Annotated in this window: 22 protein-coding genes; 6 read left to right on the top strand and 16 right to left on the bottom strand. The window is 72.0% G+C overall.

The genetic code is table 11. From position 1 onward, the window contains the following. Positions 1 to 16 precede the first annotated feature (16 nt). The 6 genes from AB0M54_RS32545 to AB0M54_RS32520 form a co-directional block, all read right to left on the bottom strand. Positions 17 to 535, bottom strand: a complete 519-nt coding sequence (locus AB0M54_RS32545; RefSeq protein ID WP_364475575.1) for a DinB family protein — start codon at positions 533 to 535, stop codon at positions 17 to 19. A 22-nt stretch (positions 536 to 557) separates the two neighbouring features. Next, entirely contained in the window at positions 558 to 1,079 is a 522-nt protein-coding gene (locus tag AB0M54_RS32540; protein WP_364315291.1) for a DinB family protein, read from the bottom strand. A gap of 44 nt (positions 1,080 to 1,123) precedes the next feature. After that, a complete protein-coding gene (locus AB0M54_RS32535) occupies positions 1,124 to 2,812 on the bottom strand; it encodes an alkaline phosphatase D family protein (RefSeq protein ID WP_364475573.1) in 1,689 nt (562 codons plus the stop codon). Positions 2,813 to 2,865: 53 nt separating this feature from the next. After that, entirely contained in the window at positions 2,866 to 3,477 is a 612-nt protein-coding gene (locus AB0M54_RS32530; RefSeq protein WP_364475571.1) for an HAD-IA family hydrolase, read from the bottom strand. Between the two features lie 5 nt (positions 3,478 to 3,482). Continuing rightward, complete coding sequence (smc, locus tag AB0M54_RS32525; RefSeq protein ID WP_364475569.1) at positions 3,483 to 7,064, bottom strand: chromosome segregation protein SMC; 3,582 nt, start codon at positions 7,062 to 7,064, stop codon at positions 3,483 to 3,485. Between the two features lie 283 nt (positions 7,065 to 7,347). Further along, the gene (locus AB0M54_RS32520; protein WP_364475567.1) at positions 7,348 to 7,542 is read right to left on the bottom strand and encodes a hypothetical protein; all 195 of its coding nucleotides are present in this window, start codon (positions 7,540 to 7,542) and stop codon (positions 7,348 to 7,350) included. Between the two features lie 455 nt (positions 7,543 to 7,997). Between AB0M54_RS32520 and AB0M54_RS32515 the strand changes: the two genes are divergently transcribed. From AB0M54_RS32515 to AB0M54_RS32500, 4 genes are all read left to right on the top strand, one after another. Next, positions 7,998 to 8,801: a CAP domain-containing protein gene (locus AB0M54_RS32515; protein WP_364475565.1), complete on the top strand. Its 804-nt coding sequence runs from the start codon at positions 7,998 to 8,000 to the stop codon at positions 8,799 to 8,801. A 125-nt stretch (positions 8,802 to 8,926) separates the two neighbouring features. Beyond that, entirely contained in the window at positions 8,927 to 10,429 is a 1,503-nt protein-coding gene (locus AB0M54_RS32510) for a DUF3492 domain-containing protein (RefSeq protein ID WP_364475563.1), read from the top strand. Further along, complete coding sequence (locus AB0M54_RS32505; protein WP_364475561.1) at positions 10,426 to 12,963, top strand: hypothetical protein; 2,538 nt, start codon at positions 10,426 to 10,428, stop codon at positions 12,961 to 12,963. The genes AB0M54_RS32510 and AB0M54_RS32505 overlap by 4 nt, the downstream gene beginning before the upstream one ends. Further along, on the top strand, positions 12,960 to 13,514 hold the full coding sequence (locus tag AB0M54_RS32500) for a spherulation-specific family 4 protein (protein ID WP_364475559.1): 555 nt from the start codon (positions 12,960 to 12,962) through the stop codon (positions 13,512 to 13,514). Before AB0M54_RS32505 ends, AB0M54_RS32500 begins: the two co-directional genes overlap by 4 nt. Here the strand turns inward: AB0M54_RS32500 and AB0M54_RS32495 are convergent. Further along, positions 13,511 to 14,140, bottom strand: a complete 630-nt coding sequence (locus AB0M54_RS32495; protein WP_364475557.1) for a TetR/AcrR family transcriptional regulator — start codon at positions 14,138 to 14,140, stop codon at positions 13,511 to 13,513. The two genes, AB0M54_RS32500 and AB0M54_RS32495, sit on opposite strands and share 4 nt — an antisense overlap. 46 nt (positions 14,141 to 14,186) lie before the next feature. Here AB0M54_RS32495 and AB0M54_RS32490 point away from each other — a divergent pair, with 46 nt between their 5' ends. Next, positions 14,187 to 15,413: an FAD-dependent monooxygenase gene (locus AB0M54_RS32490; RefSeq protein WP_364475555.1), complete on the top strand. Its 1,227-nt coding sequence runs from the start codon at positions 14,187 to 14,189 to the stop codon at positions 15,411 to 15,413. On the opposite strand, the gene mutM is transcribed toward AB0M54_RS32490, so the two are convergent. From mutM to rsmD, 9 genes are all read right to left on the bottom strand, one after another. Continuing rightward, positions 15,340 to 16,221 (bottom strand): bifunctional DNA-formamidopyrimidine glycosylase/DNA-(apurinic or apyrimidinic site) lyase, encoded by an 882-nt coding sequence (mutM, locus tag AB0M54_RS32485; RefSeq protein WP_364315267.1) that lies wholly within the window; start codon positions 16,219 to 16,221, stop codon positions 15,340 to 15,342. The two genes, AB0M54_RS32490 and mutM, sit on opposite strands and share 74 nt — an antisense overlap. Before the next feature lie 10 nt (positions 16,222 to 16,231). After that, positions 16,232 to 17,380 carry a hypothetical protein gene (locus tag AB0M54_RS32480; protein WP_364475553.1) on the bottom strand — a complete coding sequence of 383 codons (1,149 nt, stop codon included), beginning with the start codon at positions 17,378 to 17,380 and terminating at the stop codon, positions 16,232 to 16,234. Continuing rightward, complete coding sequence (gene rnc / locus AB0M54_RS32475) at positions 17,377 to 18,138, bottom strand: ribonuclease III (RefSeq protein WP_364475551.1); 762 nt, start codon at positions 18,136 to 18,138, stop codon at positions 17,377 to 17,379. Before rnc ends, AB0M54_RS32480 begins: the two co-directional genes overlap by 4 nt. Further along, positions 18,128 to 19,078, bottom strand: coding sequence for a phosphate acyltransferase PlsX (locus tag AB0M54_RS32470; protein WP_364475674.1), 951 nt, complete (start codon positions 19,076 to 19,078; stop codon positions 18,128 to 18,130). Before AB0M54_RS32470 ends, rnc begins: the two co-directional genes overlap by 11 nt. A 105-nt stretch (positions 19,079 to 19,183) precedes the next feature. Further along, complete coding sequence (gene rpmF, locus AB0M54_RS32465; RefSeq protein ID WP_364315259.1) at positions 19,184 to 19,357, bottom strand: 50S ribosomal protein L32; 174 nt, start codon at positions 19,355 to 19,357, stop codon at positions 19,184 to 19,186. Positions 19,358 to 19,362: 5 nt separating this feature from the next. Next, positions 19,363 to 19,926, bottom strand: coding sequence for a DUF177 domain-containing protein (locus AB0M54_RS32460; RefSeq protein ID WP_364315257.1), 564 nt, complete (start codon positions 19,924 to 19,926; stop codon positions 19,363 to 19,365). 71 nt (positions 19,927 to 19,997) lie between these two features. Further along, positions 19,998 to 20,492 (bottom strand): hypothetical protein, encoded by a 495-nt coding sequence (locus AB0M54_RS32455; RefSeq protein WP_364315254.1) that lies wholly within the window; start codon positions 20,490 to 20,492, stop codon positions 19,998 to 20,000. Between the two features lie 124 nt (positions 20,493 to 20,616). Then, the gene (coaD, locus tag AB0M54_RS32450; protein WP_364315252.1) at positions 20,617 to 21,096 is read right to left on the bottom strand and encodes a pantetheine-phosphate adenylyltransferase; all 480 of its coding nucleotides are present in this window, start codon (positions 21,094 to 21,096) and stop codon (positions 20,617 to 20,619) included. Further along, entirely contained in the window at positions 21,093 to 21,668 is a 576-nt protein-coding gene (gene rsmD / locus AB0M54_RS32445) for a 16S rRNA (guanine(966)-N(2))-methyltransferase RsmD (protein ID WP_364315249.1), read from the bottom strand. The genes coaD and rsmD overlap by 4 nt, the downstream gene beginning before the upstream one ends. 334 nt (positions 21,669 to 22,002) lie before the next feature. Between rsmD and AB0M54_RS32440 the strand changes: the two genes are divergently transcribed. Then, positions 22,003 to 22,908 (top strand): hypothetical protein (locus tag AB0M54_RS32440; protein WP_364475549.1); only part of this gene is annotated, 906 nt, incomplete at its 3' end.

Raw genomic sequence — 22,908 nt, 5'->3', positions numbered from 1 at the left:
CAGACGCCTCGGCGCCCTACTCGCCGGTCACGCCGTCGATGCGCTCGCGCAGCAGGTCGGCGTGGCCGTTGTGGCGGGCGTACTCCTCGATCAGGTGGAGGTAGACCCAGCGGACGTTGAAGGTCGTGTCGTTGCGGGTGAAGGTCTGGTTGAGCGAGAGGCCGGCCGCCACGGCGCGGACCTTGTCGAGTTCGGCCAGGTGGTTGGCGTAGTCGGCCTCGGCGTCGGCGTCGCCCACGTCGTCGAAGTCGCCGTCCGGGTTGGCCTCGGAGCAGTAGAACATGTCGAGGTCTTCGTGGGCCGCGCCCCGGCGGAACCAGCCCCGCTCGACCTCGGTCAGGTGCCGGATCAGGCCGAGCAGGGACATGCTGGACGGGTCGGTCGCGTGCTGCTTGAGCTGGCCGGCGGTCAGGCCGGCGCATTTCGTCAGCAGGGTGGCACGGTGGTAGTCGAGGAGGCTCTCGAGCATCGTGCGCTCGTCGCCGGCCTTGGCCTTGTGCTGCCGGTCCACAACCGGCGCCGTCCAGGTGGTCATGACCGCCAGCCTATGGCCAAGGTCAGTCGCCGGTCACTCCGTCGATGCGCTCGCGCAGGAGGTCGGCGTGGCCGTTGTGGCGGGCGTACTCCTCGATCATGTGCAGGTAGACCCAGCGGAGGCTGATCGCCGGCGCCCGGCTCGTGGCGAACTCGTGCTCCAGCGGCAGCCCGGCCGCCGCCTGCCGGGCCAGGTCGACCTCGGCCTGGAAGGTGGCGAAGTCGGACTCGGCATCGGCGTCACCCACGTCGTCGAATTCGCCGTCCGGGTTGGTCTCGGTGCCGAACAGCCTGGACACGTCCTGGCCGGCGGCGCGGGTGCGGAACCAGCTGCGCTCGACCTCGGCCATGTGGCGCACCAGGCCCAGCAGGGTCAGGTTGGAGGGCTCGACCGCCGCCTGCTTCAGCTGGTCGGCGGTCAGGCCGGCGCATTTGCCCAGCAGGGTCTGGCGGTGCCAGTCGAGCCAGCCCTCGAGCATGGCGCGCTCGTCGCCGGTCATCGGCTCGGACTGTCGATCAACGGGGGGTGCGATCCAGTTAGTCATCGCGGCTCATCCTGCCGCTCGCCACGGCGGCGGGCGACCGAGTTTCAGCGATGTAGCTCGACGCTCGCCACCTCGAAGAGGGTGCCGTCGGGACTCGTACCCTCGATGGTCATCTCGGCGTGCCGGCCGCGGTGCCGCAACGTGCTCACCGCGTTGCCGAAGTACGGCCCGGCCAGCCGCGCCCAGCTCAGCGCCGGCTCGGCCACCCCGGCGCCCTTGGCCATGCCGCGAGTGCTCCGCGCCGCGGCCCGGGACCAGCTGAACCGCATCAGTGGGCGCATGAAGGCCGGCACCTGGTTGTGGATGGGCGAGCAGGTGAGCTGGTGGACCGGCGTGGTCACCCGCGGGCCGAGGTCGGCCTTGGCCACGTACGAGTGGTGGACGTCACCGGACAGCACGCTGATCGTCTCGGGCGCGCGGTAGGCCCCGCTCAGCCCGACCCGGTGGACCGGCGCGCCCTCGCCACCCTCGCCCAGCCGCCGGAACAGCTCGGCCAGCGCCCCGAACGACTTCTGGAAGGCGGCCCAGTGTTCCAGGTCGACCATCCGGCGCAGACGCTCGGCGGCGCCGCTGCGGCGGCGGTTCGGCGAGTCGGCGCTCTGCTCGTTCCACGCCTCGAGGTGGTGGATCGCCGGCGGCATCAGCCACGGCAGCGACGAGCCGACGACCAGGTGGTCGTAGTACCCGTGGGCCTGGTCGACGAACCAGTTCCACTCCGGCGCCGGCAGCATCTCGCGCCCGCCGCGGACCAGCACCCGGTTGCAGCGGTTGTCGAGCATGACCAGGCGGGTGCGACCCAGATCAAGGGCGAAGCTCCATTGGTACGGGCGGTCGGTGTTGTCGGCCGAATCCGGCTGGTCCACCGCGAGCCCGAAGTCGTGCAGCAGGTCGGTGGCGTCGTCGACGGTCGTCACCTTCTGGAGCAGGGGGTCGGCGGCCAGCTGGTCGGGGCTCAGGTTGCCGAGATGTTGATAGACCCAGTACGACGCCAAGCCGGCCGAGATCCGCTCCCGCCACCAGCCCTCCTCGGCCATCTCGGCGCGCCACGACGAGGACGTGTTCCAGTCGTCGATGATCTCGTGGTCGTCGAAGATCATCACGCTCGGCACGGTCGCGAACAGCCACCGCACCTCGGGGTCGCGCCACGACTCCAGGTAGAGCTTGGTGTACTCGTCGAACGACACCACCTCGTCGTCCGGGCCGTGGAAGCCGGCCGCGCGGCGGCGCTTGAGGAACTTCCGGACCTTGGCGGTCGGCTTGTCCGCGTACACCTGGTCGCCGAGCAGCACGATCAGATCCGGTCGCAGCTCGGGGTTCAGCGGGTCGGTCATCAGGCGGCGGGCGTACGCGTCGAGCGCGTCCGGCGGCAGCTTGCGGGCGGTCGCGTGCGGGGTGGCCTCGCGGCAGGACCCGAAGATCAGCCTGACCGGGTGCTCGGCGTCGTCGGCCGGGCGGGTGCGGATGAAGGACTTCGGGTACGGCGAGTCGGTCAGTGGCCACACCTCGCGCCCGTCGAGCGTCACCGTGTACGGGTGGTCGGCGTCCGGGAGCAAGCCCTCGACCACCACGATCGCGTAGTGGTGGCCGTACGCGGAGAAGGTCGGCGCGGAGCCGGAAGCCCCACCCTCGGCCGCGACCCGCACGAACGAGGGCTCTGTGGTCTCCACCCAGACGGTCGCGCGGTTGCCCACGACCCGTCGGAGGACCGGCCCGATGAGCAGGTGCGCCGTCACGGGCCCCAGTCTTCCTATCGATCTTGATTTCCGCCAGCGGGCAATCGGGTTCGTCAGAGGCCGAGGGCGGGGCGGAGGTAGCCGAAGTCCCGGCGGGCCGTCCAGCGCAACGCCACCATCTTGGCCGCCCGGGCGGCTCGGATGACGCGGTCGTCGTCGTCCACCACCATCACCCACGGCGGCTCGGTGGCCAGGGCCTCGGCGGCCTGGGCGAAGAACTCCGGGGCCGGCTTGTGGATCTTCAGCTCCCACGAGCTGAGGATCACGTCGAACTCGTCGGCCAGCCCGAGCGACGCCAGGTCGGCACGCAACCGGTCGGTGGCGTTGGTGGCCAGGCCGACCGGGCGGCCGGCGGCTCGCACCTCGCGTACGAAATCGAGAACCTCTTGATCGACGGCGCCGCGGTGGGTCTGCCACTCGGCCACCGCCACGGCGGCCTCGGCCGGCGGGAGCGGGAGGCGGGACGCGACCAGCTCCATCCACTGTGCGTCGGTGATCTCGCCGGCCACCGCGGGGCGATAGAGCTCCCAGGTCATCGCGGTGCGCAGCAGCAACCCGGGTTCGAGGCCGTACTTCTCCTCGACCGCCCGGGGCACGGCCGGATCCCAGTGGCGCAGCACGCCGTCCAGGTCGATGAGCAGGGCCTGGGCCGGCTTGCGCAGCACGCTGACTACTCCTCGGTTTCCTTCTTGAGCCGCTGGCTGATCACCTGGGTCACACCCGCGCGCATGGTCACGCCGTAGAGGGCGTCGGCGACCTCCATGGTGCGCTTCTGGTGCGTGATGATCAGCAGCTGGCTCTTCTCCCGCAACTGCTCGAAGAGCGTAATCAGGCGGCCGAGGTTGACGTCGTCCAGGGCCGCCTCGACCTCGTCCATGATGTAGAAGGGCGAGGGGCGGGCCCGGAAGATCGCGCAGAGCATGGCCACCGCGGTCAGCGAGCGCTCGCCACCGGAGAGCAGCGACAGCCGCTTGATCTTCTTGCCCGGCGGCCGCGCCTCGACCTCGACGCCGGTGGCCAGCATGTCCTCGGGGTCGGTCAGCACCAGCCGGCCCTCGCCGCCCGGGAACAGCACCTGGAAGACGACCTGGAACTCGCGGGCGGTGTCCTCGAACGCGGTGGTGAACACCTCGAGGATCCGGTCGTCCACGTCCTTGACCACGGTCAGCAGGTCCTTGCGGGTGGCCCGGAGGTCTTCCAGCTGGTCGGAGAGGAATTTGAAACGCTCTTCCAGCGCGGCGAACTCCTCCAGCGCCAGCGGGTTGACCTTGCCCAGCAGGGCCAGCTCGCGCTCCGCCTTGTTGGCCCGCTTCTCCTGCGTCGGCCGGTGGTACGGCACCGGGTCGGGCATCGGCTCGCCGGCCGACTCGGCCGCGTTCACCTCGGCCTGGGTCGGCGGCACCCACTGGTCCGGCCCGTACTCACTGACCAGCGTGTCCACGTCCAGCGAGAAGTCCTCGGCGGCCTTGGCCTCGAGCTGCTCGATGCGCATCCGCTGCTCGGCGCGGGCCACCTCGTCGCGGTGCACCTCGTTGGTGAGCCGCTCCAGCTCGGACACCAGGCGCTTGGCGCCGGCCCGGACCTCCTGGAGCTCGGCCTCGCGCTGGGTCCGCGCGCGGGCCAGCTCGTCGCGCACCTCGACCGCGGCCTCCAGCGAGACCACCACCCGGCGCATCGCGTGGGCGGCGCCGATCGCGACGGCCTTGGCGATCTCGGCGCCGCGGGCCCGTGCCGCCCGGCGGGCCGCGGCGCGTTCCCGGGCCTGCTTCTCCTGGTTGGCCTGGCGGAGCAGGGAGTCGGCGCGGCCGGAGATCGACGCGACCCGCTCCTCGGCGGTACGGACGGCCAGCCGCACCTCCATCTCGTTCTGCCGCGACTGCGGAACCATGCCGGCCAGCATGTCGCGTTCCTCGGTGGACGGCTCCTCGTCGATCGGGGAGTCCTCGGCCAGCCGCAGCCGCTCCTCGAGCTCGTCCAGCCCGGCCAGGTCCTGATCGCGGTTGGCCTGCGCGCGCTGGAGGGACGAGCCGAGGCGCTCGGTCTCGGCCTTCGCCGAACGGGCCGCCGCGCCCAGCTCGGCCAGGCGGCGGGCGGCGGCGTTGCGCTCGCCTTCCGCGGCCCGCTTGGCGGCGGCCGCCACGTTCACGCGTTCCTTGTGCTCGGCCACCTCGGCCCGGGCCTCGCCCAGCCGGTCCTTGAGCTCCCCGATGGACTGCTCGGCGGCCTCCCGGTTGGCGCGGGCCTCGTCGACCGCGGCCTGCACCTCGATGTAGCTGGTCTGCTTGCCGGAGCCACCGGCGGCCGAGTAGGCGCCCAGCACGTCGCCGTCCGGCGTGACCGCGCGCAGCTCGGCGTTGGCCGCCACCAGCGCGGTGGCCGCCGCCAGGTCGGGCACCAGCACGACGTCACGCAGCGTGTGGTTGAGCGCGGGGCGGATGGAGTCGGGGCACCCGACGACGTCCGGCGCCCAGATCGCGCCATCGGGCAGGGCCGGGCGCAGCGAGTCGAGCGACCCCTGCATGCCGGGCGCGGCGGGACCGCCGACCACCAGCGCGGCCCGGCCGGCGTCGGCGATCTTGAGCGTACGCATCGCCTCGACGGCCTCGTCGACACCGGCCAGCGCGACCGCGTCGGCCAGGCTGCCCAGCGCCGCGGCCAGCGCCGCCTCATGTCCGGGCCGCACGGTCAGCATCGAGGCCAGGCTGCCCAGCAGGCCCGGGACCTGGTCGGCCTTGCCGAGCAGCGCGCCGGCGCCGTCCTTGCGCTTCAACCCGAGCGCGAGCGCCTCTTCCCGTGCCTTCCAGCTGGCCGCGTCCTTCTCGGCGGCCCGCTCGGCGTCGGACAGCTCCTTGACCACCGCGGCGGCGCGATCATGCGCGGCCACCGCCTCGTCGTGCCGGGCGTCCAGGTCGGCGTTGTCCCGATCGGCCTCGGTCGACTCGGCCGACACCTCGTCGACGGCGGCCTGCGCGGCCTCGGCCCGCTGCAAGGCGTCGGTGTGGGCGGCGGCGAGCCGCTCGATCTCCTCGCCGGCGCTGCTCGCCCGGGCCCGGGACGCGTTCACCTGCCCGGTCAGCTTGGCGAGGCCCTCACGCCGGTCGGCGATTGCTTTCGCGGCGGTACGCAGGGAGTTCTCCGCCGCGGCGAGCTGCCGTTCCAGCTCCTGCCGATGTTCGACCGCCTCGGCCAGCCGCATCTGGTCCTCGGTCAGCGCCTCGCGCAGCTCTTCTTCCTGCTCGCGGACCCGCTCGGCCTCGGCGACCAGCTGCTCGGGGTCGCGGCCGGGACGCTCGTCCTCGGGCGCCGCCGACAGGTGCCGCAGGCGCTCGCCGGCCAGCTGCTCGGTCGACCGGAACCGCTCCTGCAGGGCGGACAGCTTGTACCAGGTGTCCTGGGCGGCCTGGAGCAGCGGCGCGTCCTCGGCGTGGGCCAGCTCGAGGTCGGCCAGCATCCGCTGGACCTCGCGGTTCTCCGCCTCGACCTGCTGGCGGCGGTCCCGCATGGCCGACTCGTCGGCGATCTCCTTGTCCAGGGTGGTGCGCAGCGTGTGCAGGTCGTCGGCGAGCAGCCGGAGCCGGGCGTCGCGCAGGTCGGCCTGGATGCCGGCCGCGCGCCGGGCCACCTCGGCCTGCTTGCCCAGCGGCTTGAGCTGGCGGCGCAGCTCGGCGGTGAGGTCGTTGAGCCGGTTGAGGTTGGTCTGCATCGCGTCGAGCTTGCGGATCGCCTTTTCTTTCCGCTTCCGGTGCTTGAGGACACCGGCCGCCTCCTCGATGAAGGCGCGACGATCTTCCGGCTTGGCGTGCAGCATCGCGTCGAGCCGGCCCTGGCCGACGATGATGTGCATCTCGCGGCCGATGCCCGAGTCGCTGAGCAGCTCCTGGATGTCGAGCAGGCGGCAGGAGCTGCCGTTGATCTCGTACTCGCTCTCGCCGGAGCGGAACATCCGGCGGCTGATCGACACCTCGGTGTAGTCGATCGGCAGGGCGCCGTCGCCGTTGTCGATGGTCAGCGTCACCTCGGCCCGGCCGAGCGGGGCCCGACCGGCCGTGCCGGCGAAGATGACGTCCTCCATCTTGCCGCCGCGCAGCGCCTTGGCTCCCTGCTCACCGAGCACCCAGGCGATGGCGTCGACGACGTTGGACTTGCCGGAGCCGTTGGGACCCACCACACAGGTGATTCCCGGCTCCAGCCGCAGCGTCGTGGCGGAGGCGAAGGACTTGAAGCCCTTGACCGTCAGGCTCTTGAGGTGCACGGATCTCCGAGGGTCGGTTGTCGTCTGCTGGGGTGCAGGCTACCCGCACCCGGCCCGGACCTCTGGTTTCGGCGCGTCGCAGGCCGTTTTTGACCGCTCTCGCGGGCCGTCCCCGACCACCCCCGCGGGCGGCTGTCTGCAACCGCCCCCTGGGCCGTTTCCCGGCCGGCGGGCGCGCTGGGCAAAAAGGTGCGCGCCGCCACAGGAGTGGAGGCGCGCTGTTTGGGGGTGGTTCCTTGGTGCTGGGTGGGGCCTGAGCGGCCCCGATCACTCAGCGAGATTCTCAGGTCAGCGCGGGCTCGGTCAGCCGCGCGAAATCGTCGGCCTCGGCGGCGGCCGCCGCGAGACGATCGTTTTCCGCCCGAAGACGGGTGACCTCGAACTCCAGAGTCTGCACCCGGGAACGCAGTCGGGTGACCTCGTCGAGCAGACGCCGATCGGGCGCCGCACCTACGTGGCCGAAGAGGGCCTTCGCCATCATGAACTCCTAGTGAGACTGGCTGTCTCTTTGTGAAATGTGATGCCGGGAACGGCCGGCCGTCGCACGCCCAGCATGAGGCGCACACCACGCTCACGGGCACGCGTGAGCACAGAATCCTGCACCGCGGAGGTATTGCTTGAGGTGCAGATCGCCCATGCCCAAGGGTTACCTGGACACGGATGGGCGCGACTGGCGACTCCTCCATAGTCCGCCGAGACGCACGCTGCGTCAAGCGGAGGACACGGGCTCGACCTGCCGTTCGGCAGTGAATCTCGCCACCCGACCCGCCTTTCGGCAGGCTTATATCTTTCTTAGCCGGCTGGATTCTTTACTTTTTCGCGTCCTACGGTGCCCCGGGTCGAGTCCTCTCGATCCGTCAGCACGACCTACCTCGCCCGACGCTCACGGAGCGAGGTTTCGCCCGGTCAGGCGAAGGACCCGGAGGAAGTCGCGTGTACCAGCCGATCGCCGTCAACGCCGGCCATGGGCGTCATCACCGCGGACGGCGCACGCCGCCGGCCCCGGTCGCCCTCGGACTGACCGTGATCGGGCTGCTGGCCGTGTTCGGTGGCGGCGCCGCCCTGCTTCCCGCGAGTTTCACCGGCTCAGGCATGCCTCTCCAGGCGGCCGGAGCCGGTGCCGACGCCTTGGCGCCGGGTGCCGGTGGCGGGGCACCCGGCGTCCGGGCGGCTCCGCCCGCGCCCGCGACGTCATCCGCCGCCCCCGCTCCCGCTCCGACCTCGCCGCCGGCCAAGGCGCCGGCCAGCAGCACGCCCAGCCGGAAGCCCACGGTCAAGCCGACCACCCGGAAGCCCACGGTCACCACCAGGAAGACGACCTCGGCGCCGAAGGTGGCGGCCGGGCTCACCGGGCAGGAGTCCGAGGTCATCCGGCTGACCAACGTCGAGCGGGGCAAGGCCGGCTGCCGGCCGGTCACGCTCAACACCGAGCTGCGTACGGCCATGCGCCTGCACGTGACCGAGTTGGGCGAGCACGGGAATCTCTACATCAGCCACGTGAGCGACGACGGGCGGTCGTTCGTCGACCGGGCCAAGGCGCAGGGGTACGACGACCCAGGCGGCGAGAACGTGGCGCGGGGACAGCGCGACGCGGCCGACGTCATGAACTCGTGGATGAACTCCGAGGGGCACCGGGCCAACATCCTCAACTGCTCGTTCAAGGCGATCGGGGTCGGCGCGGTCAAGGCGTCGTCCGACGGGACGATCGGGTGGGGCCAGATCTTCGGCCGCAGTTAACCCCACAAATCGTACAAATAGTGCGAGTTGTGTCGTCCGGGTGACAGGTTCCCGTAACTTTTCGCTGCTGTCTCGTTGCGCCCTGCGTGATATCGCCGACCACGACGCGCACCTGAGCCCGGCGCATGCGCATCTGTCTGCTCACCGGTGGTGGGTATCCGTTCCGTCGTGACGCGCTCGGCGGCTGGTGCCGGACCGTCGTCGAAGGGCTGCCCGAGGTCACGTTCGACCTGCTCACGGTGGTTGACCGGGAGCCGGCGGGCGGTCCGGCGTACCCACTGCCCCGGAATGTGCGAACGGCGAGCGCGATCGCGCCGCACCTGCCGGAGCCCCGCCGGGCCGGCGCCCCCGACGACGGAGCGACCGCCGCGGCCGTGCTGCTGTGCCGCGGGCTGCTCGGCGAGCAGGAGAACGCCGACCAGATGTTCGCCGACGGGCTGAGCCGGCTCGCCACCATGATCGACCCCCTGCCCTGTGAATCGCCGTCGCCGCTGGCCGGGGTCACGCTGGCCGACGTGCTCCTCGACGCCTGGCGGACCGGGCAGTTGATGACCGCGAATGATCGGCTGCCGCTGCCCCGGCTCAGCGTCCGCGACGCGCGCACGGCGGCCACGCTGTTGCGGCACGCGGTCAAGGCGCTGGCCGTCCAGCCGCCGCCCGCCGACCTGGTGCACTGCGTGGGCGGGACGACGCCGCTGCTGGCCGCGCTGGCCGGGCGGTGGCGCAGCGGCACCCCGCTGCTGCTGACCGAGGCGCGCGCCCCCGTGGCCCGGCTGCGGCCGGCCGAGGAGAGGCTGTCGCCGGCGGTACGCACGGTGCTGCGCCGGTTCCGGCGGGCGGTGGCCCGCACCGGGTACGCCGAGGCGTCGCTGATCGCGCCGCTGAGCTCGTACCACCACGGCTGGGCCCTGAAGCACGGCGCCACGCCGTCGCGCCTGGTGTCCGTGCCCGCCGGGGTGGATCCTGGTGACGTCGGCGTCCTGGAGGTCACCAGTCCCGACCCCGCGCTGGTGTGGTCGGGCAGCGGCGGACCGGACAGCGGCCTGACCCACCTGCTGGACGCCTTCGGCTCCGTCGTGGCCCAGGTCCCCGGCACGGTGCTGCACCTGGTCGGCGTCACCGCGGCCCACGTCGACCACGCCGCCGAGGAGATCGAACGCAGCGGCCTGGGCCGGGCGGTCCGGCTCCACCCGCTGCCGGCCGACCCCGGCGAGCGGTACGCGGCCGCGCACGTCGTCATCCACCTGCCGGGCCCCGCCGACCCGCCGTACCGCCTGGTCGAAGCCATGATGTCCGGCCGGGCCGTGGTCGGCGTGGACATCGGCCCCGCCGCCGAGACCCTCGGCGACACCGGGGTGCTGGTCAAGCCCGGCGATCCCGGCGAGCTGGCCCGGGCCGTCGTGGCGCTGCTCCGAGCCCCGGCCCGCCGCCGATCCCTGGGCGAGGCCGCCCGGCGCCGCGCCCTGACCCACTTCACCACCGACCGGGTGCTCCGCGTCTACCGCGCCCTCTACACCGACCTGGCCGCACCCCCGCCCCCGCCGGCGTTCGAGCTGGCGCTGTCGGTGCCGGCCCCACGCACCGAACTGCCGGCCACCATGCGCTGGCTGGTCCGGGAGGATTCATGACACTCTCACCGCCCCACCCGTTCCCCAGCTCCGGCCCGCCCGCCCCAGCCGGCTCATCTCCTGCGCCCTTCCCGCCGGGCTCACCCTCCGCGCTGTTCCCCGCCACCTCATCCCCCGCGCCCTTCCCGGCCGAAGAGGCGATCGTGGCGGACGCCGAGCGGCTCTCCGCCGAGCGGCGCGGCGGGCGCAGCCTGGGCAGCCTGCTGGCCGAGCATCTGGCCGCGGTCGAGGCCGAGCAGGCCGACCCGGCTCTGCTCGACGCGGCCCCCGTCCCGCCCGCTCTCGGCGACCGGGGAACGGACGTCTCCCCTACCGCGTCGCCCACCTCCCTGCCCGACGCCTCGCCGTTTGGCGCCGCTCCGACACGTGCCTCCCCGCCTGACGCTTCGCCGTTTGGCGCTTCCCCGTTTGGCGACACCCCGCCCGGCGACACCCGGCCTGATAACTCGCCACCTGGCGACGCCCCACCTGGCGACCTCGGCGACCCGGTCTCGGTCGCACCCGCGGCGGGCGGGTGGACGGACTCGGCGTGGGACGACGACCGTCGGATCGCGTTGGCCGGCGGCCCTCCAGCGCCCGAGCCCGACTTCAGCAACCTGTGGAAGGACGACGATCGCGTCGCCCTCGACGATGACCCCGCCGGCCGGTCGTGGCGCAAGCCGTGGCGCCGTCGTCGGCGTGATGAGCACTCCGCTGAGGTGGACACGCCTGCCGCGCACGAGGCACAAGACGTGGACGTCCACCACGACCTGGACCCGACGGCCGAGGGCGACCCTCAAGCTTTGACCGGCCCGCAAGCCTTGGACGAACCGCCGACCGGCCCCGAGGCCAGCGCGTTGTGGCCCCGGCCGTCGGTCAGGCCGATCGAATGGCCGGCGCATCCCGCCGAGCCGGCGACCGCCGCCGACGATCCACCGGCAGCGGATCTGGACCAGGCCGACCCGGAGCAGTCGTGGCCCGACGCCGCCGAGCGCGAGGAACCGCGGCCGGTGCTGGACGCCGATGACCTGGATGCCGTGGCGGTGCTGCCGGTTGCGGTCGTTGATCCGGCGGTCGCCGGGGAGGACGGGCGCGGCCGGTGGGCGTGGCCGCCGTCCGGGGTCGACGCGGCCACGCCGGCGCCGAAGTCGCCTGCCGAGGAAGCCGCCGCGGAAGCCGCCGAGGTAGCCGCCGCGGACCAGGAGCCGGTCGGGCGGTCGGTGGTCGAGTTGGCCGAGCGGCTCGGTGACGACCTGGTCGACGCGTCCGATGTGGTCGCGGAGATCGGCCGGATGGGTGTCGACGATGACGATGAGGCGCGGCGGCGGTACGGGATGTCGTTGCAGGGGGTGGGGGTGTCCGTCCTCACTCATCTGGAGCAGCGGCGGGCCCAGCGTGGGGCTCGGCGGGCACCGGCCAAGCGGCCTTACGTCGGGACGGCGCTGGTCCGGTGTGCGCTCTACGTCGGGCCGCTCAGCGTCGCGGTGGCCGGGCTGCCGGTGCTGGGGCGGCTCGGGTGGCTGGTGCCGACCGTGCTGGTGCTGCTCGGGTGGAGTGCGGCGCAGGCGTTGACCAGTGTCGGCGCCGAGGTGGCGCGAGGTGCGGGCGCGGCGCCGGCGGCCCGGCTCGTCGGTGGCGGGTTCCTGGCCGCGGGCGGGGTGTGGAGCGCGCTCGTCTGGGTGGCGCCGGACGCGCTGCTCGGCGGGTCGCGGATGCTCGCGTTCATGGTCGGGCTGGGCGGGCTGGCGACGCTGGCGACGGTCACGGCGGCGCTTGTCACCCGTACCGAAGCCGATGTTGTCCGGTGGTCGTTGCCCTGCTGGTTGCTGGGGGCGCTGAGCGTGGCCGCCACCCTGGGTGACGGGTGGACGGCCGGCCTGCCGCTGGGGACGCTGCTGCCGGCGGCGATCGTGGTGGCGGCGGTGCGGGCCTACCGGCCGGTGATCATGCGGCGGGTGCCGGGGCGGCCGCGGCTCGAGCGGGGCGCGGTGTGGCGTGGGCTGGGGCATCTGGTGCTCGGCGCGGCGCAGGCCGGCACCGCTGTTCTGCTGTGGCGGGCCGGCCCGGACGGTTCGGCGGTGCTGGCCATGCTGCCCCTGCTGGTCGCCGTGCCCGCGTTGGAGACGCTGGTCGGCTGGCATCTGCACGAGGTCGAGGCGGGGCTGGACCTGGCCGAGAGTGAACGCGACTACCGCCGGCATGTGCGGAGCGTCGCGGTGACCACGGTGTCGGCGCTGCTGCCGCCGCTGGCCGCCGGTGTCGCGCTGACCGCGGCCGCGTACCGCCTCCCGCAGGGTCGCGACGGCGTGCTCACCCTGGCCGCCGGAACCCTGCTCGGCGGCCTGCTGGCGATCACGTTCCTGCTCGCGGCGCGCCGGCGGACGGCGACGGCCGCATCCCTGGCGGCCGCCGCGCCGTTGGCAATCCTGACGCTGCCGCTCCTGGCGAAGCCGCTGCCGTCCGTCGTGGCCGTGCTCGCCGCGACCCACCTGCTCGGGTTGCTGCTGGTGGCCTACACGTCAGCCGATCAAAAGGACCATCGGAGATCTTCGTGAAGACCCTTTTCCCGCCGTACGCCCACCCGTCCGCGAACCTGGCCCTGGACGCCGACACCTGGATCATCCAGGCCCGCCCCGGCCGGCGACACTCGGTGCACCAGGTGCTGGGCCGGGTCGACCTGGACTGGGGTGGCCGCTCCCTGGCCGACGTGCTGGCCGATGTGGACGCGTGGCGCGAGGACGGCGTCGAGGGCCTGTTCCTGGACCGCGCCCCGGCCGGCGAGGGCGGTGTCGGCCCGGTGGCGCTGACGCTGCGGCTGGCGGCCCGCCGCGGCCTGCATCGTGTGGTGCTGAACCCGGGGGTGCCGACGCATCCGTCCTACCGCGAGCTGGACGTGCGCATCTGCACCTTCGACGGCCCGTGGGACGCCTACCAGGGCTGGAACGGCGACGGCGTGGTCCCCGGCGACGGCCACCTCGTGCACGGCGTGCCGACCGCCCTGCTCACCGCCGCCCGCCGCCTGATGGGCCGCCGCGGCGCCGGCTTCGGCCTGGCCACGGACGCGGCCCCGCAGGTGAGCCCGATCCCCGAACAGGTGCGGTCCTAGCCGGAAGAACAGCCGGCGTACGCCCGCAGGAAGGCCCGCACCCCTTCGACCACCAGCGGCCGCACCCGATCGTCCCCGGCGCTCGGCAGCGCCCCGAACCGGTTCATCGCCACCCCGAAGGTCAGCGCGAGCAGATGGTCGGCGGCCATCCGCGGGTCGGGCGCCGTCAACAGCCCACGCTCGGCCAGCACGGCCAGCTGGGCCGCGAGCTCGTCCTCGGGCGCGTCCCCGAACGGCGCGTCGGCCAGGTGGCCCTCCCCGCCGAGCAGCTTGATCAGCATCGTGTAGTCGGCCGAACCGAGCATGTCGGTGACGATCCGCATCGAGAAGCCGACGAACGCGTCCTCGAGCTGGGCCGGGTCGGTGAGCCCGGCCAGGGTGCCTTGGATGGTGCGCCGGACCGCGTCCAGCAGCGAGCCGGATATGTCGTTCACCACGGCCGCGAGCAGCGTCTGCTTGTCGCCGAAGTAGTCGTACACGGTCCGCTTGGAGACGCCGGCCCGGGCCGAGACGGCGTCCACGCTCGTCCGGTCGAAGCCGTCGTTGAGGAACAGCTCGCGGGCGGCCGAGAGGATGGCCGCGCGCTTCGCCGCCGACCCTTCACGCAGCGTCTTCTCACTTGGCACACGACGACCTTACCGGAACTACACTGCACGGTGTAGTGTCGTCGCCATGAAGGCACTCATCTCCGGCGCGAGCATCGCCGGACCCACGCTGGCCTACTGGTTGCACCGCTACGGCTGGGAGGTGACCGTGGTCGAGAAGGCGCCCACCGTGCGCGGCGGCGGCTACCCCATCGACGTCCGCGGCACCGCCCTCGACGTCATCGACCGGATGGGCGTGCTGCCCCAGGTCCGGGCGGCGCACATCAACTCCCGGAAGCTCACGTTCTTCGCCCCGGACGGGAAGGTCGCCGGGTCGATGGACCCCGAGAAGCTCACCGGCGGCGTCGCACGTCGCGACGTCGAGCTGCCGCGCGGCGACCTCACGTCGATCCTCTACGCGGCGGTCCGCGACGACGTCGAGTGGATCTTCAGCGACTCGATCGCCGCGATCGATGATCACGGCGACGGCGTGACGGTGGCGTTCGACAAACACCGGACCGAGGACTTCGACGTCGTCATCGGCGCCGACGGGCTGCACTCGAACACCCGGCGGCTGACCTTCGGCCCGGAGGACCAGTTCAACCACTACCTCGGCTACTGCTTCGCCGGGTTCACCATCCCGAACGACCTGGGCCTGGCCCACGAGGGGCTGCTCTGGTCGACGCCCGGCCGGATGGCGGCGATCTACGCGCCCGGCTGCAGCCCGACGCTGCACGGCTTCCTGATGGCCAAGCGGCCGATCCCGCCGCTGGCCGAGCTGCGTGACGTGGCCGCCCAGCGCGCGCTGATGACCGAGATCTTCGGCGGCGAGGGCTGGCTCGTGCCCAGGCTGCTCGACGGCATGCGCGCCGCGGACGACGTCTTCTTCGACGTGACCAGCCAGATCCGGATGCCGGTCTGGTCACGCGGGCGGGTCGGGCTGGCCGGCGACGCGGCCCACGCGCCGTCGTTCTTCTCCGGCCAGGGCTCCTCCATCGCCCTGGTCGGGGGCTATGTGCTGGCCGGCGAACTGGCCTCGGCGCCGCCCGAGGTGGCGTTCAAGACCTACGAGCAGAAGACCCGTGATTTCGTACGCCAGAATCAGGCCCTGGCCGACGACGGCGCGTCGATGCTGGCCCCGTCGACCACCCGGGCCCTGTGGTTCCGCAACCACGTGCTGCTCAAGGTGGCCCCCCTGCTCGAGGCCACCGGACTGACCGGTCGCGACATCCGGGCGGCGACTACCGCCCTGACGCTGCCCGACTATCCCGGGGCGACAGCACTCGTGGACGCGGCTGGCACTTCGGGCAGCTGAAGGACGAGCGGTTCATGAACTGCTCCCGGCGGATGGGCGTGCCGCAGCGGTGACACGGCTCGCCCTCCCGCCCGTACGCGTTGAGGGCCCGGTCGAAGTAACCGCTCTGCCCGTTGACGTCCACATAGAGCGCGTCGAACGACGTGCCACCGGCCACGATCGCCTCGCCGAGGACGTCGCGGACGTGGGCCAGCAGGCGGCGGACGGCGGGCCGGGTGAGCGCGTCGGTCGGGCGGGCGCCGTGCAACTGGGCCCGCCACAGGGCCTCGTCGGCATAGATGTTGCCCACGCCGGAGATCAGGGTCTGGTCGAGCAGGGCGCGCTTGATCTCGGTGTGCTTGGCGCGCAGCCGGGCCACGAACTTCTCGTCGTCGAAGAGTGGGTCCATCGGGTCGCGGGCGATGTGCGCGATCTCGTCCGGCAGCTCGGCGCCGCCCTCCGAGACGGCCAGCCCGCCGAACGTCCGCTGGTCGACGAAGCGCAGCTCGCGGCCGCCGTCGGCGAAGGTGAACCGGACCCGCAGGTGTGGCCCGTCCGCCTTCTCGGCCGGCTCGACCAGCAGTTGGCCGCTCATGCCGAGGTGGCCGATGATCGCGTCGCCGGAGTCGAGCGTCAGCCACAGGTATTTGCCGCGGCGGGCGACGTCGAGGATCGTGCGGCCGGTCAGCATGGCGATGAAGTGGGCGTCGCCGGGCAGGTGACGGCGGATCGCACGCGGATGGCGTACCTCGACGGACTTGATCGTCCGGCCGGCCACCCACTTGGCCAGCCCCTGACGGACGGTCTCCACCTCGGGAAGTTCGGGCACAACGGGGTCCTTAGAGCGTGTAGGGCCAGACGACGACCAGGTACGCGCCGTACCAGAGGCCGAAGAGCGCCCACGCGACGATCGCCGGCACCGCGGCCCGGGGGCGGGCGCGGGCCGCGGCCACCACCGCGGGCATCAGCGTCAACAGTACGGGCAGCAGCAGGCGCGGCTTGGAGTGGTAGAAGCCGGCCTGCCCGTACACCAGGATCATCGCCAGCACGCCGTAGACGGCCAGCGGCGGCCAGGGCCGGGTGGCCAGCGCCACACCGGCCGCGGCCAGGGCGGCCAGCAGGATCAGGGCCACGCTCACCGGCACCCAGCCGTCGCCGGCGCTCAGCGTCGTGCCCAGGAAGGTGATCGTGCTCGCGCCGGCGTCGAACGACGTACCCCAGCCGGCGCTCTGGATCTTGAACCAGGCGTCCGGCTCACCCACCCGCAGTCCGACCCAGGCCAGGTAGGCGGGCACCCCGGCCAGGGCGACCACCGCCGCCGCGATCGGTTGCCACGACCTCACCTGCCGGACCGCCATGATCGCCGCGACCGCCAGCGCGACCGCCGCGGCGGCGCCGGTCGGCCGGGTCAGCGACGCCGCCAGGCCGAGCAGCCCCGCCGCCCACCACACCCGGCGATGCGCCGCGACCAGCATCCCGGCCACGAAGGCGAGGAAGAGCCCCTCCGAGTACGCCATGCTGAGCACCACCGAGACCGGCGCGGTGGTGCAGATCGCCACCAGCGCCCAGCCCGCGCGGCGCGAGTGCAGGGTCGTGCCGAGCAGGTGCAGGGCGATCGCGGCGCCGGCCGAGGCCAGCCAGGCCACCGCCAGCGCGGCCGTGCCGGAGCCCACCCCGAACACCATGACCAGCCGGATCAGCGTCGGGTAGACCGGGAAGAAGGCCAGCTCGTTGGCCTCCAGGGCGCCGGACTGCCCGTACGTGTAGCCGTGTGGATAGCCGTTCGTGGCGACCCGCTCGAACCAGCCGCCGTCCCACTCCAGCAGGTGCTGGCGCATGGTCTGGCCGTCGTCGGCGGCCGCGGACAGCCAGACCAGCATGATGAGCTGACCCAACCGGCCGGCGATCAGGATGCCCAGCGCGATGGCCAGCCCACGCGGCCCACCGGCCCGGTCGAGAAGGCGTTCCCCGGCGGGCGGCGAGGTCACGGGGCGTGTCCGCCACCGGCGACGGCCGGGGGCGGGGTGTCCTGTTCGGCCCGCTCGTTGAGGGTCCGCCACGCGGCCGCGGCGGCCCGCTGCTCGGCTTGCTTCTTGCTGCGGCCGTCCGAGCCGCCGTACCGCTCGCCGGCCACCACCACCCAGGCGGTGAAGGTCTTCGCGTGGTCGGGGCCGGCGTCGTCGATCACGTAGTCGGGCACGCCCAGCCCGAGCGCCGCGGTCAGCTCCTGGAGGCTGGTCTTCCAGTCCAGGGCGGCGCCGCGCCCGGCCGACTCGGCCATCAGCGGGTCGAACAGCTTGTGGATCACGTCGCCCGCCTTGTCCAGGCCGTGCTCCAGATAGATCGCGCCGAGCAGCGCCTCCAGCGTGTCGGCCAGGATGCTCGCCTTGTCCCGGCCGCCGGTGGTCTCCTCGCCCTTGCCCAGCAACAGGTGTGGACCGAGCCCCTCGGGACCCAGCGTGCGTGCCACGTCGGCCAGCGCGTGCATGTTCACCACGCTCGCCCGGAGCTTGGCCAGCTGGCCCTCCGGGAGATCGGGGTGGTTGTGGAACAAGGCCGACGTGATCACCACGCCGAGCACCGAGTCACCCAGGAACTCCAGGCGCTCGTTGGTCGGCAGACCACCGTTCTCGTACGCGTACGAACGATGCGTGAGGGCCCGTTCGAGCAGGCCGGGTTCGAGCGGCACACCGAAGGCCTCCTCGAGCGGATCGGTCGACGGCCGTCGTCTCTTGTCATTGCTCATCAATCACCTCTGGTTCGCTCATTCGCTCAGGAAGAGTTTGCTCATCGCTCAGGAAGGCCGCGATGGACGGCACCGCGGCCCGGCGGTGCAGATCGGCGGCCAATGCGATGCCGGCCGCGAGGTCAGGGCCGGAGGCCGCGCCGTGACAGACGACGACCGTGCCGGCGACGCCGAGGAGGGTGGCCGCGCGGGGCGGGACATCGCCGTTGCGGGGCGGGGCGATCAGGGCGTACGCCGTCTCCAGGCCCTTGAGCAGGACGTTGCCGGTGAAGCCGTCGGTCACCACGACGTCGGCGCCGCGGCCGGTCACCACGTCGTCGCCCTCGACCAGGCCGACGTAGCGGGCGCCCGCGGGCAGGACGGTTCCGCTCAGCAGGGCGGGCATGGCCCGTCGGAGGCGGTCGCCCTTGCCGCGCTCGGTGCCGATGGTGAGCAGGCCGACCCGGGGCACGGCGATCCCGTGGGCCACCGCGGCGTACGCGGCGCCCAGCCGGGCCTGGGTGAGAAGGGCCCGTTCGTCCGGATCGACCGTGGCGCCGACATCGAGGAGCACGATCCGGCCGGTGGCGGTGGGCAGCACCGCGGCCAGCGCCGGGCGGCGCACCCCGGGCCAGCGCCCGAGACCGAGCGCGGCCGAGGTGACCGTGGCGCCGGTCGACCCGGCGGAGACCACCGCGTCGGCCTGGCCCTCGGCGACGGCCAGGACCGCGGCACGGACGCCGGACTCGATCCAGCCGGTGTTGCCGGGGCGGGAGGCGGGACTGCCGATCGTGCGCACGCGGGCCCGATCGGCCGGGCTCAGGGCAGCGAGAACCTCGCCGGCCGCTTCCACGGGGCCGACGAGAAGAAGGTGCACGGACGGATCGGCCTGAACGGCGTGCAGAGCGCCGTCAACCACGACGGCGGGAGCATGGTCCCCGCCGAGGAGGTCGACGGCGATCCGCGCGGTGCCCGGTTGCGGGGTTGTCCCGCCGTCCGGAGCACCGGCATCTCGCCGTTGGTCAGACTCGACCCGCCCGATGTTCGGGCGCGTCACCAGGCCGACTCAGACCTCGAGAACCTGACGCCCGTTGTAGGTGCCGCAGACCGAGCACGCCGCGTGCGGCAGCTTCGGCGACTTGCACTGGGGGCACGCCACGGTCGAGACCACGGTCGCCTTCCAGTTGGCCCGGCGCGAGCGGGTGTTGCTGCGCGACATCTTGCGCTTGGGGACGGCCACGGTTCCTACTCCTCGTTACTCGAAAGGTTGTGCAAAGCGGCCCACCTGGGGTCGGCGGCCTCATGGCTGTGGTCAGCCGGCAGGTCCGCGAGACGTGCGCCGCACTCGGTGCACAACCCTGGGCAGTCCGGCCGGCAGACCGGGTTCGCCGGCAGCGTGAGCACCACCGCGTCCCGTACCGCCGGCTCTAGGTCAAGCAGGTCGCCCCGCATCCGGCCCACCTCGTCCTCGTCGGTGGTCTCCTCGGTGGTGCTGTCCACGTAGGCGAACAGCTCCGCGACAGACACGTCGAAGGACTGGTCGATCTCGTCCAGGCAACGACCGCACTCGCCGGTCAGTGAGCCGCGGACGTGACCGCTGACATAGACACCCTCGGACACCGACGTGAGCGTCAGATCGAGCTCGAGGTCGGAGCCCACGGGCACCGAGATCAGTTCCAGGCCGAGATCCGCCGGCGCCGGCACCACCCGCTGGAGGGCACGCGTCGCACCAGGCTGCCGGGGGAGCTTCGTCGTGTCGACGACCAGCGGCTGCCTGGGATCCAGGTGACTCTGCGATGACTTAGGCATAGTGAACTCTCAGGCCGTGGAAGGCCGACAGGAAAGGTTACCTGAGCAGCCGGTCGAGCGTCGAATCGGCCCTAGAAGGGTAGCGGGCGCTCGTCCTCGCCCTGGAAGGTGCCGATCTCGCGGAGCGCGTGCATCTTGTCGCGGCCACGCTCTATCGACGCCAGCGCCCTGGTCAGGAACTGTTCGAAGTTGGCCAGCGCGGTGTCGACGTAGTCGTCGACCTCCTCGCGCAGGCGCTGGGCCTCGGCCCGGGCCTCGGCGATGATCCGGGCGCCCTCGTGCTCGGCCGAGACCGTGATCTCGTTCACCGAGACCAGCCGGGCGTGCTCGGACTCACCCTCGCTGATGATCCGGTCGGCCTCGCGCTTGCCGGCGTCGATGATCTTGTCGCGTTCCTCCAGCAGCGCGGCCGCCCGGCGCAGGTCACCCGGCAGCTCGGCGCGCAGCTCGTCGAGGATGGCGACCATCTCGCCGCGGTCGAACATGTAGTTCGTCCGCGACATCGGCACCGATCGTGCCGCCTCCACCATGGCGATGATCTCGTCGATGCGGTCGAGCGGGTCCACCGGCGTCTCATCTCCCTGCTTGTCACCAACCGAGCGTCACGCGCCCCACGCAGCGTGGTGCGATCACGTTACTGCGTAGTCGGCCACTGCCCATGATGGGGTGCGCCCGGCGAGTCGGCCCGCCTCAGCCCTGCTTGAGGCGTGTCACCAACCGGTCGCCCACCACGTCGGGGACGTACGTGGAAACGTCGCCACCCCACTTGGCCACCTCTTTGACCAGGCTGGAGGACAGGAATGAATGCTGCGGATTGGTCGGCATGAACAATGTCTCGACGCCGGACAGCCCGATATTCATCTGCGCCATCTGCAACTCGTAGTCGAAGTCGCTGACCGCGCGAAGGCCTTTCACCACCACGGCGGCCTCCTGCGTACGGCAGAAGTCGACGAGCAGGCCACGGAAGGACTCGACCCGGACGTTCCCGTACGGCTCGGTCACCTCGCGAAGCATCTCGATGCGTTCCTCGATGGTGAACAAACCGGTCTTGTGCTGGTTGATCAGCACCCCGATGATCACCTCGTCGAAGAGCCGGCTGGCCCGGCCGACGATGTCCAGGTGGCCGTTGGTCACCGGATCGAAGGAACCCGGGCACACCGCACGTCTCATGATCGGCGACCGTACCAAAGCGTGGTCTCCCCGTACCGCTTGCTGCGTTCCGGTGTGATGCCGTCCACCCAGCTCAGATCCTCGCCGCGGGGCACCGCCCGGGTGGCGCGCTCGAGCACCACCACAGCATCCGGCGCCAGCCAGCCGTTGGCCACCAGCAGCCGTTGCAGCTCGTCGACCTCCTCCTCGGCCAGGGCGTACGGCGGGTCGGCGAACACCACGTCGAACGGGCCGCCCTCGGGCTCGGCGGCGAGCACCGACAGCACCTTGCCGGTCACCAGCCGGGTCGACGCTCCCGCACGCAGCGCGACGATGTTGTCCCGGATCACCCGCGCGGCCTTGGCATCCGACTCCACGAGAAGCGCGAAGGTAGCTCCGCGTGACAATGCCTCGAGGCCGACGGCCCCCGAACCGGCATAGAGATCAACGAACCGGGCACCGTCCAGATCGGTCAACGAGGCCAGCGAACTGAACAGCGCCTCACGGACGCGGTCGGCGGTGGGCCGGGTCTGCGAACCGGGCGGTGCGGACAACCGCCGCCCGCCGAGCACTCCGGCGATGATCCTGGTCATTGCGCTCCCATTAGCACGGATCGACGCTACTGCACAGGCATCGGCAACGGCCGCGCCGGTGAATTCTGCGACCTCCGAACCCTACTCAGCGGATCGATGAAATGCCTCTCGGTACAACGAAGATCTCGGATTCGCATCGACACCATTAAGCCGCACTCATCGGTTTCGCAAATTCACGCCAGTCGCTATGGTCACTGCCTGTTGCAGACGACTTAGGTCGGATGCCCGACGACGTCGGGGAGGCGTCGTCGCAAGGCTCTCTCGTTCTCGTGCCTTCGCTGCGCCCTCCCCTGGCTCGTACCCCTGATCCCACCACAGGAGCACAGGAGCACGCGTGAACCTGCTCAAGTCCCCCCTGCGCCGCACCACGGCCGCGATCGCCGGAGCCTTCATCGGCCTGGTCGGCGCCGTGGCTTTCACCGCACCGGCCAGCGCTCACCACCCGGACATCAACGTCAAGGCCGAGTGCCCGACGGGTGACAACTGGAAGGTCGAGTGGACCGTCTTCAACTACTCGATGAAGGGCCGGGCCGGCTTCATCACCGAGTCGGTGTTCCTCGGTGAGAACGACCAGCCGCTCAGCGCCCAGGCCGCTCCGGCCGTTCCCGAGCTCGCGGTCGGTCAGTCGATCCCCGAGAACCAGTCGGTCACGGCCACGCAGACCCTCCCCAAGACCACCAAGAGCGTCACGCTCAAGGTGACCTTGGACTGGAAGACCCCGGGCGTCGACCAGAAGAGCGCCACCAAGAAGATCGACATCCAGCCGGACTGCAAGCCCGACGCGCCGCAGAAGCCGGAGGAGCCGGAGAACCCGACGACGCCGTCGACCCCGGCCGCCCCGGGCGAGCCGACCCCCATCGTCGAGATGGACTGCACCACGATCGTCATCGGCCTGGACAACCCGAAGGACGGCGTGAAGATCACGCTGACCCTCAAGACCAGCAGGGGCGAGAAGCGTGAGCTGACCGTCAAGCCGGGCGAGAAGAAGACCGAGAAGTTCTCCGCCAAGGAGGGCTTCACCGTCGAGGTCGGCGCCAAGGAGATCGACGAGACCACCGAGATCGCCTGGGACAAGCCGGACGACTGCTCGGCCGCCGGCGCCGGTGGCGGCGACGGGACGCTCCCGCTGACGGGCGCCAACGCCAGCGGCGGATCGGGACGAGGATGTGGCCGCCCGGGTCGCGCTGACCTGGCTGGCCGAGCCCGGCAATCGCGCGATCTGGACGATGGTCCAACAGGT

Source organism: Actinoplanes sp. NPDC051470 (assembly GCF_040682035.1).
In the GTDB taxonomy this organism is placed as follows: Bacteria; Actinomycetota; Actinomycetes; order Mycobacteriales; family Micromonosporaceae; genus Actinoplanes.
This window is presented reverse-complemented; position numbering and strand designations above follow the sequence as displayed.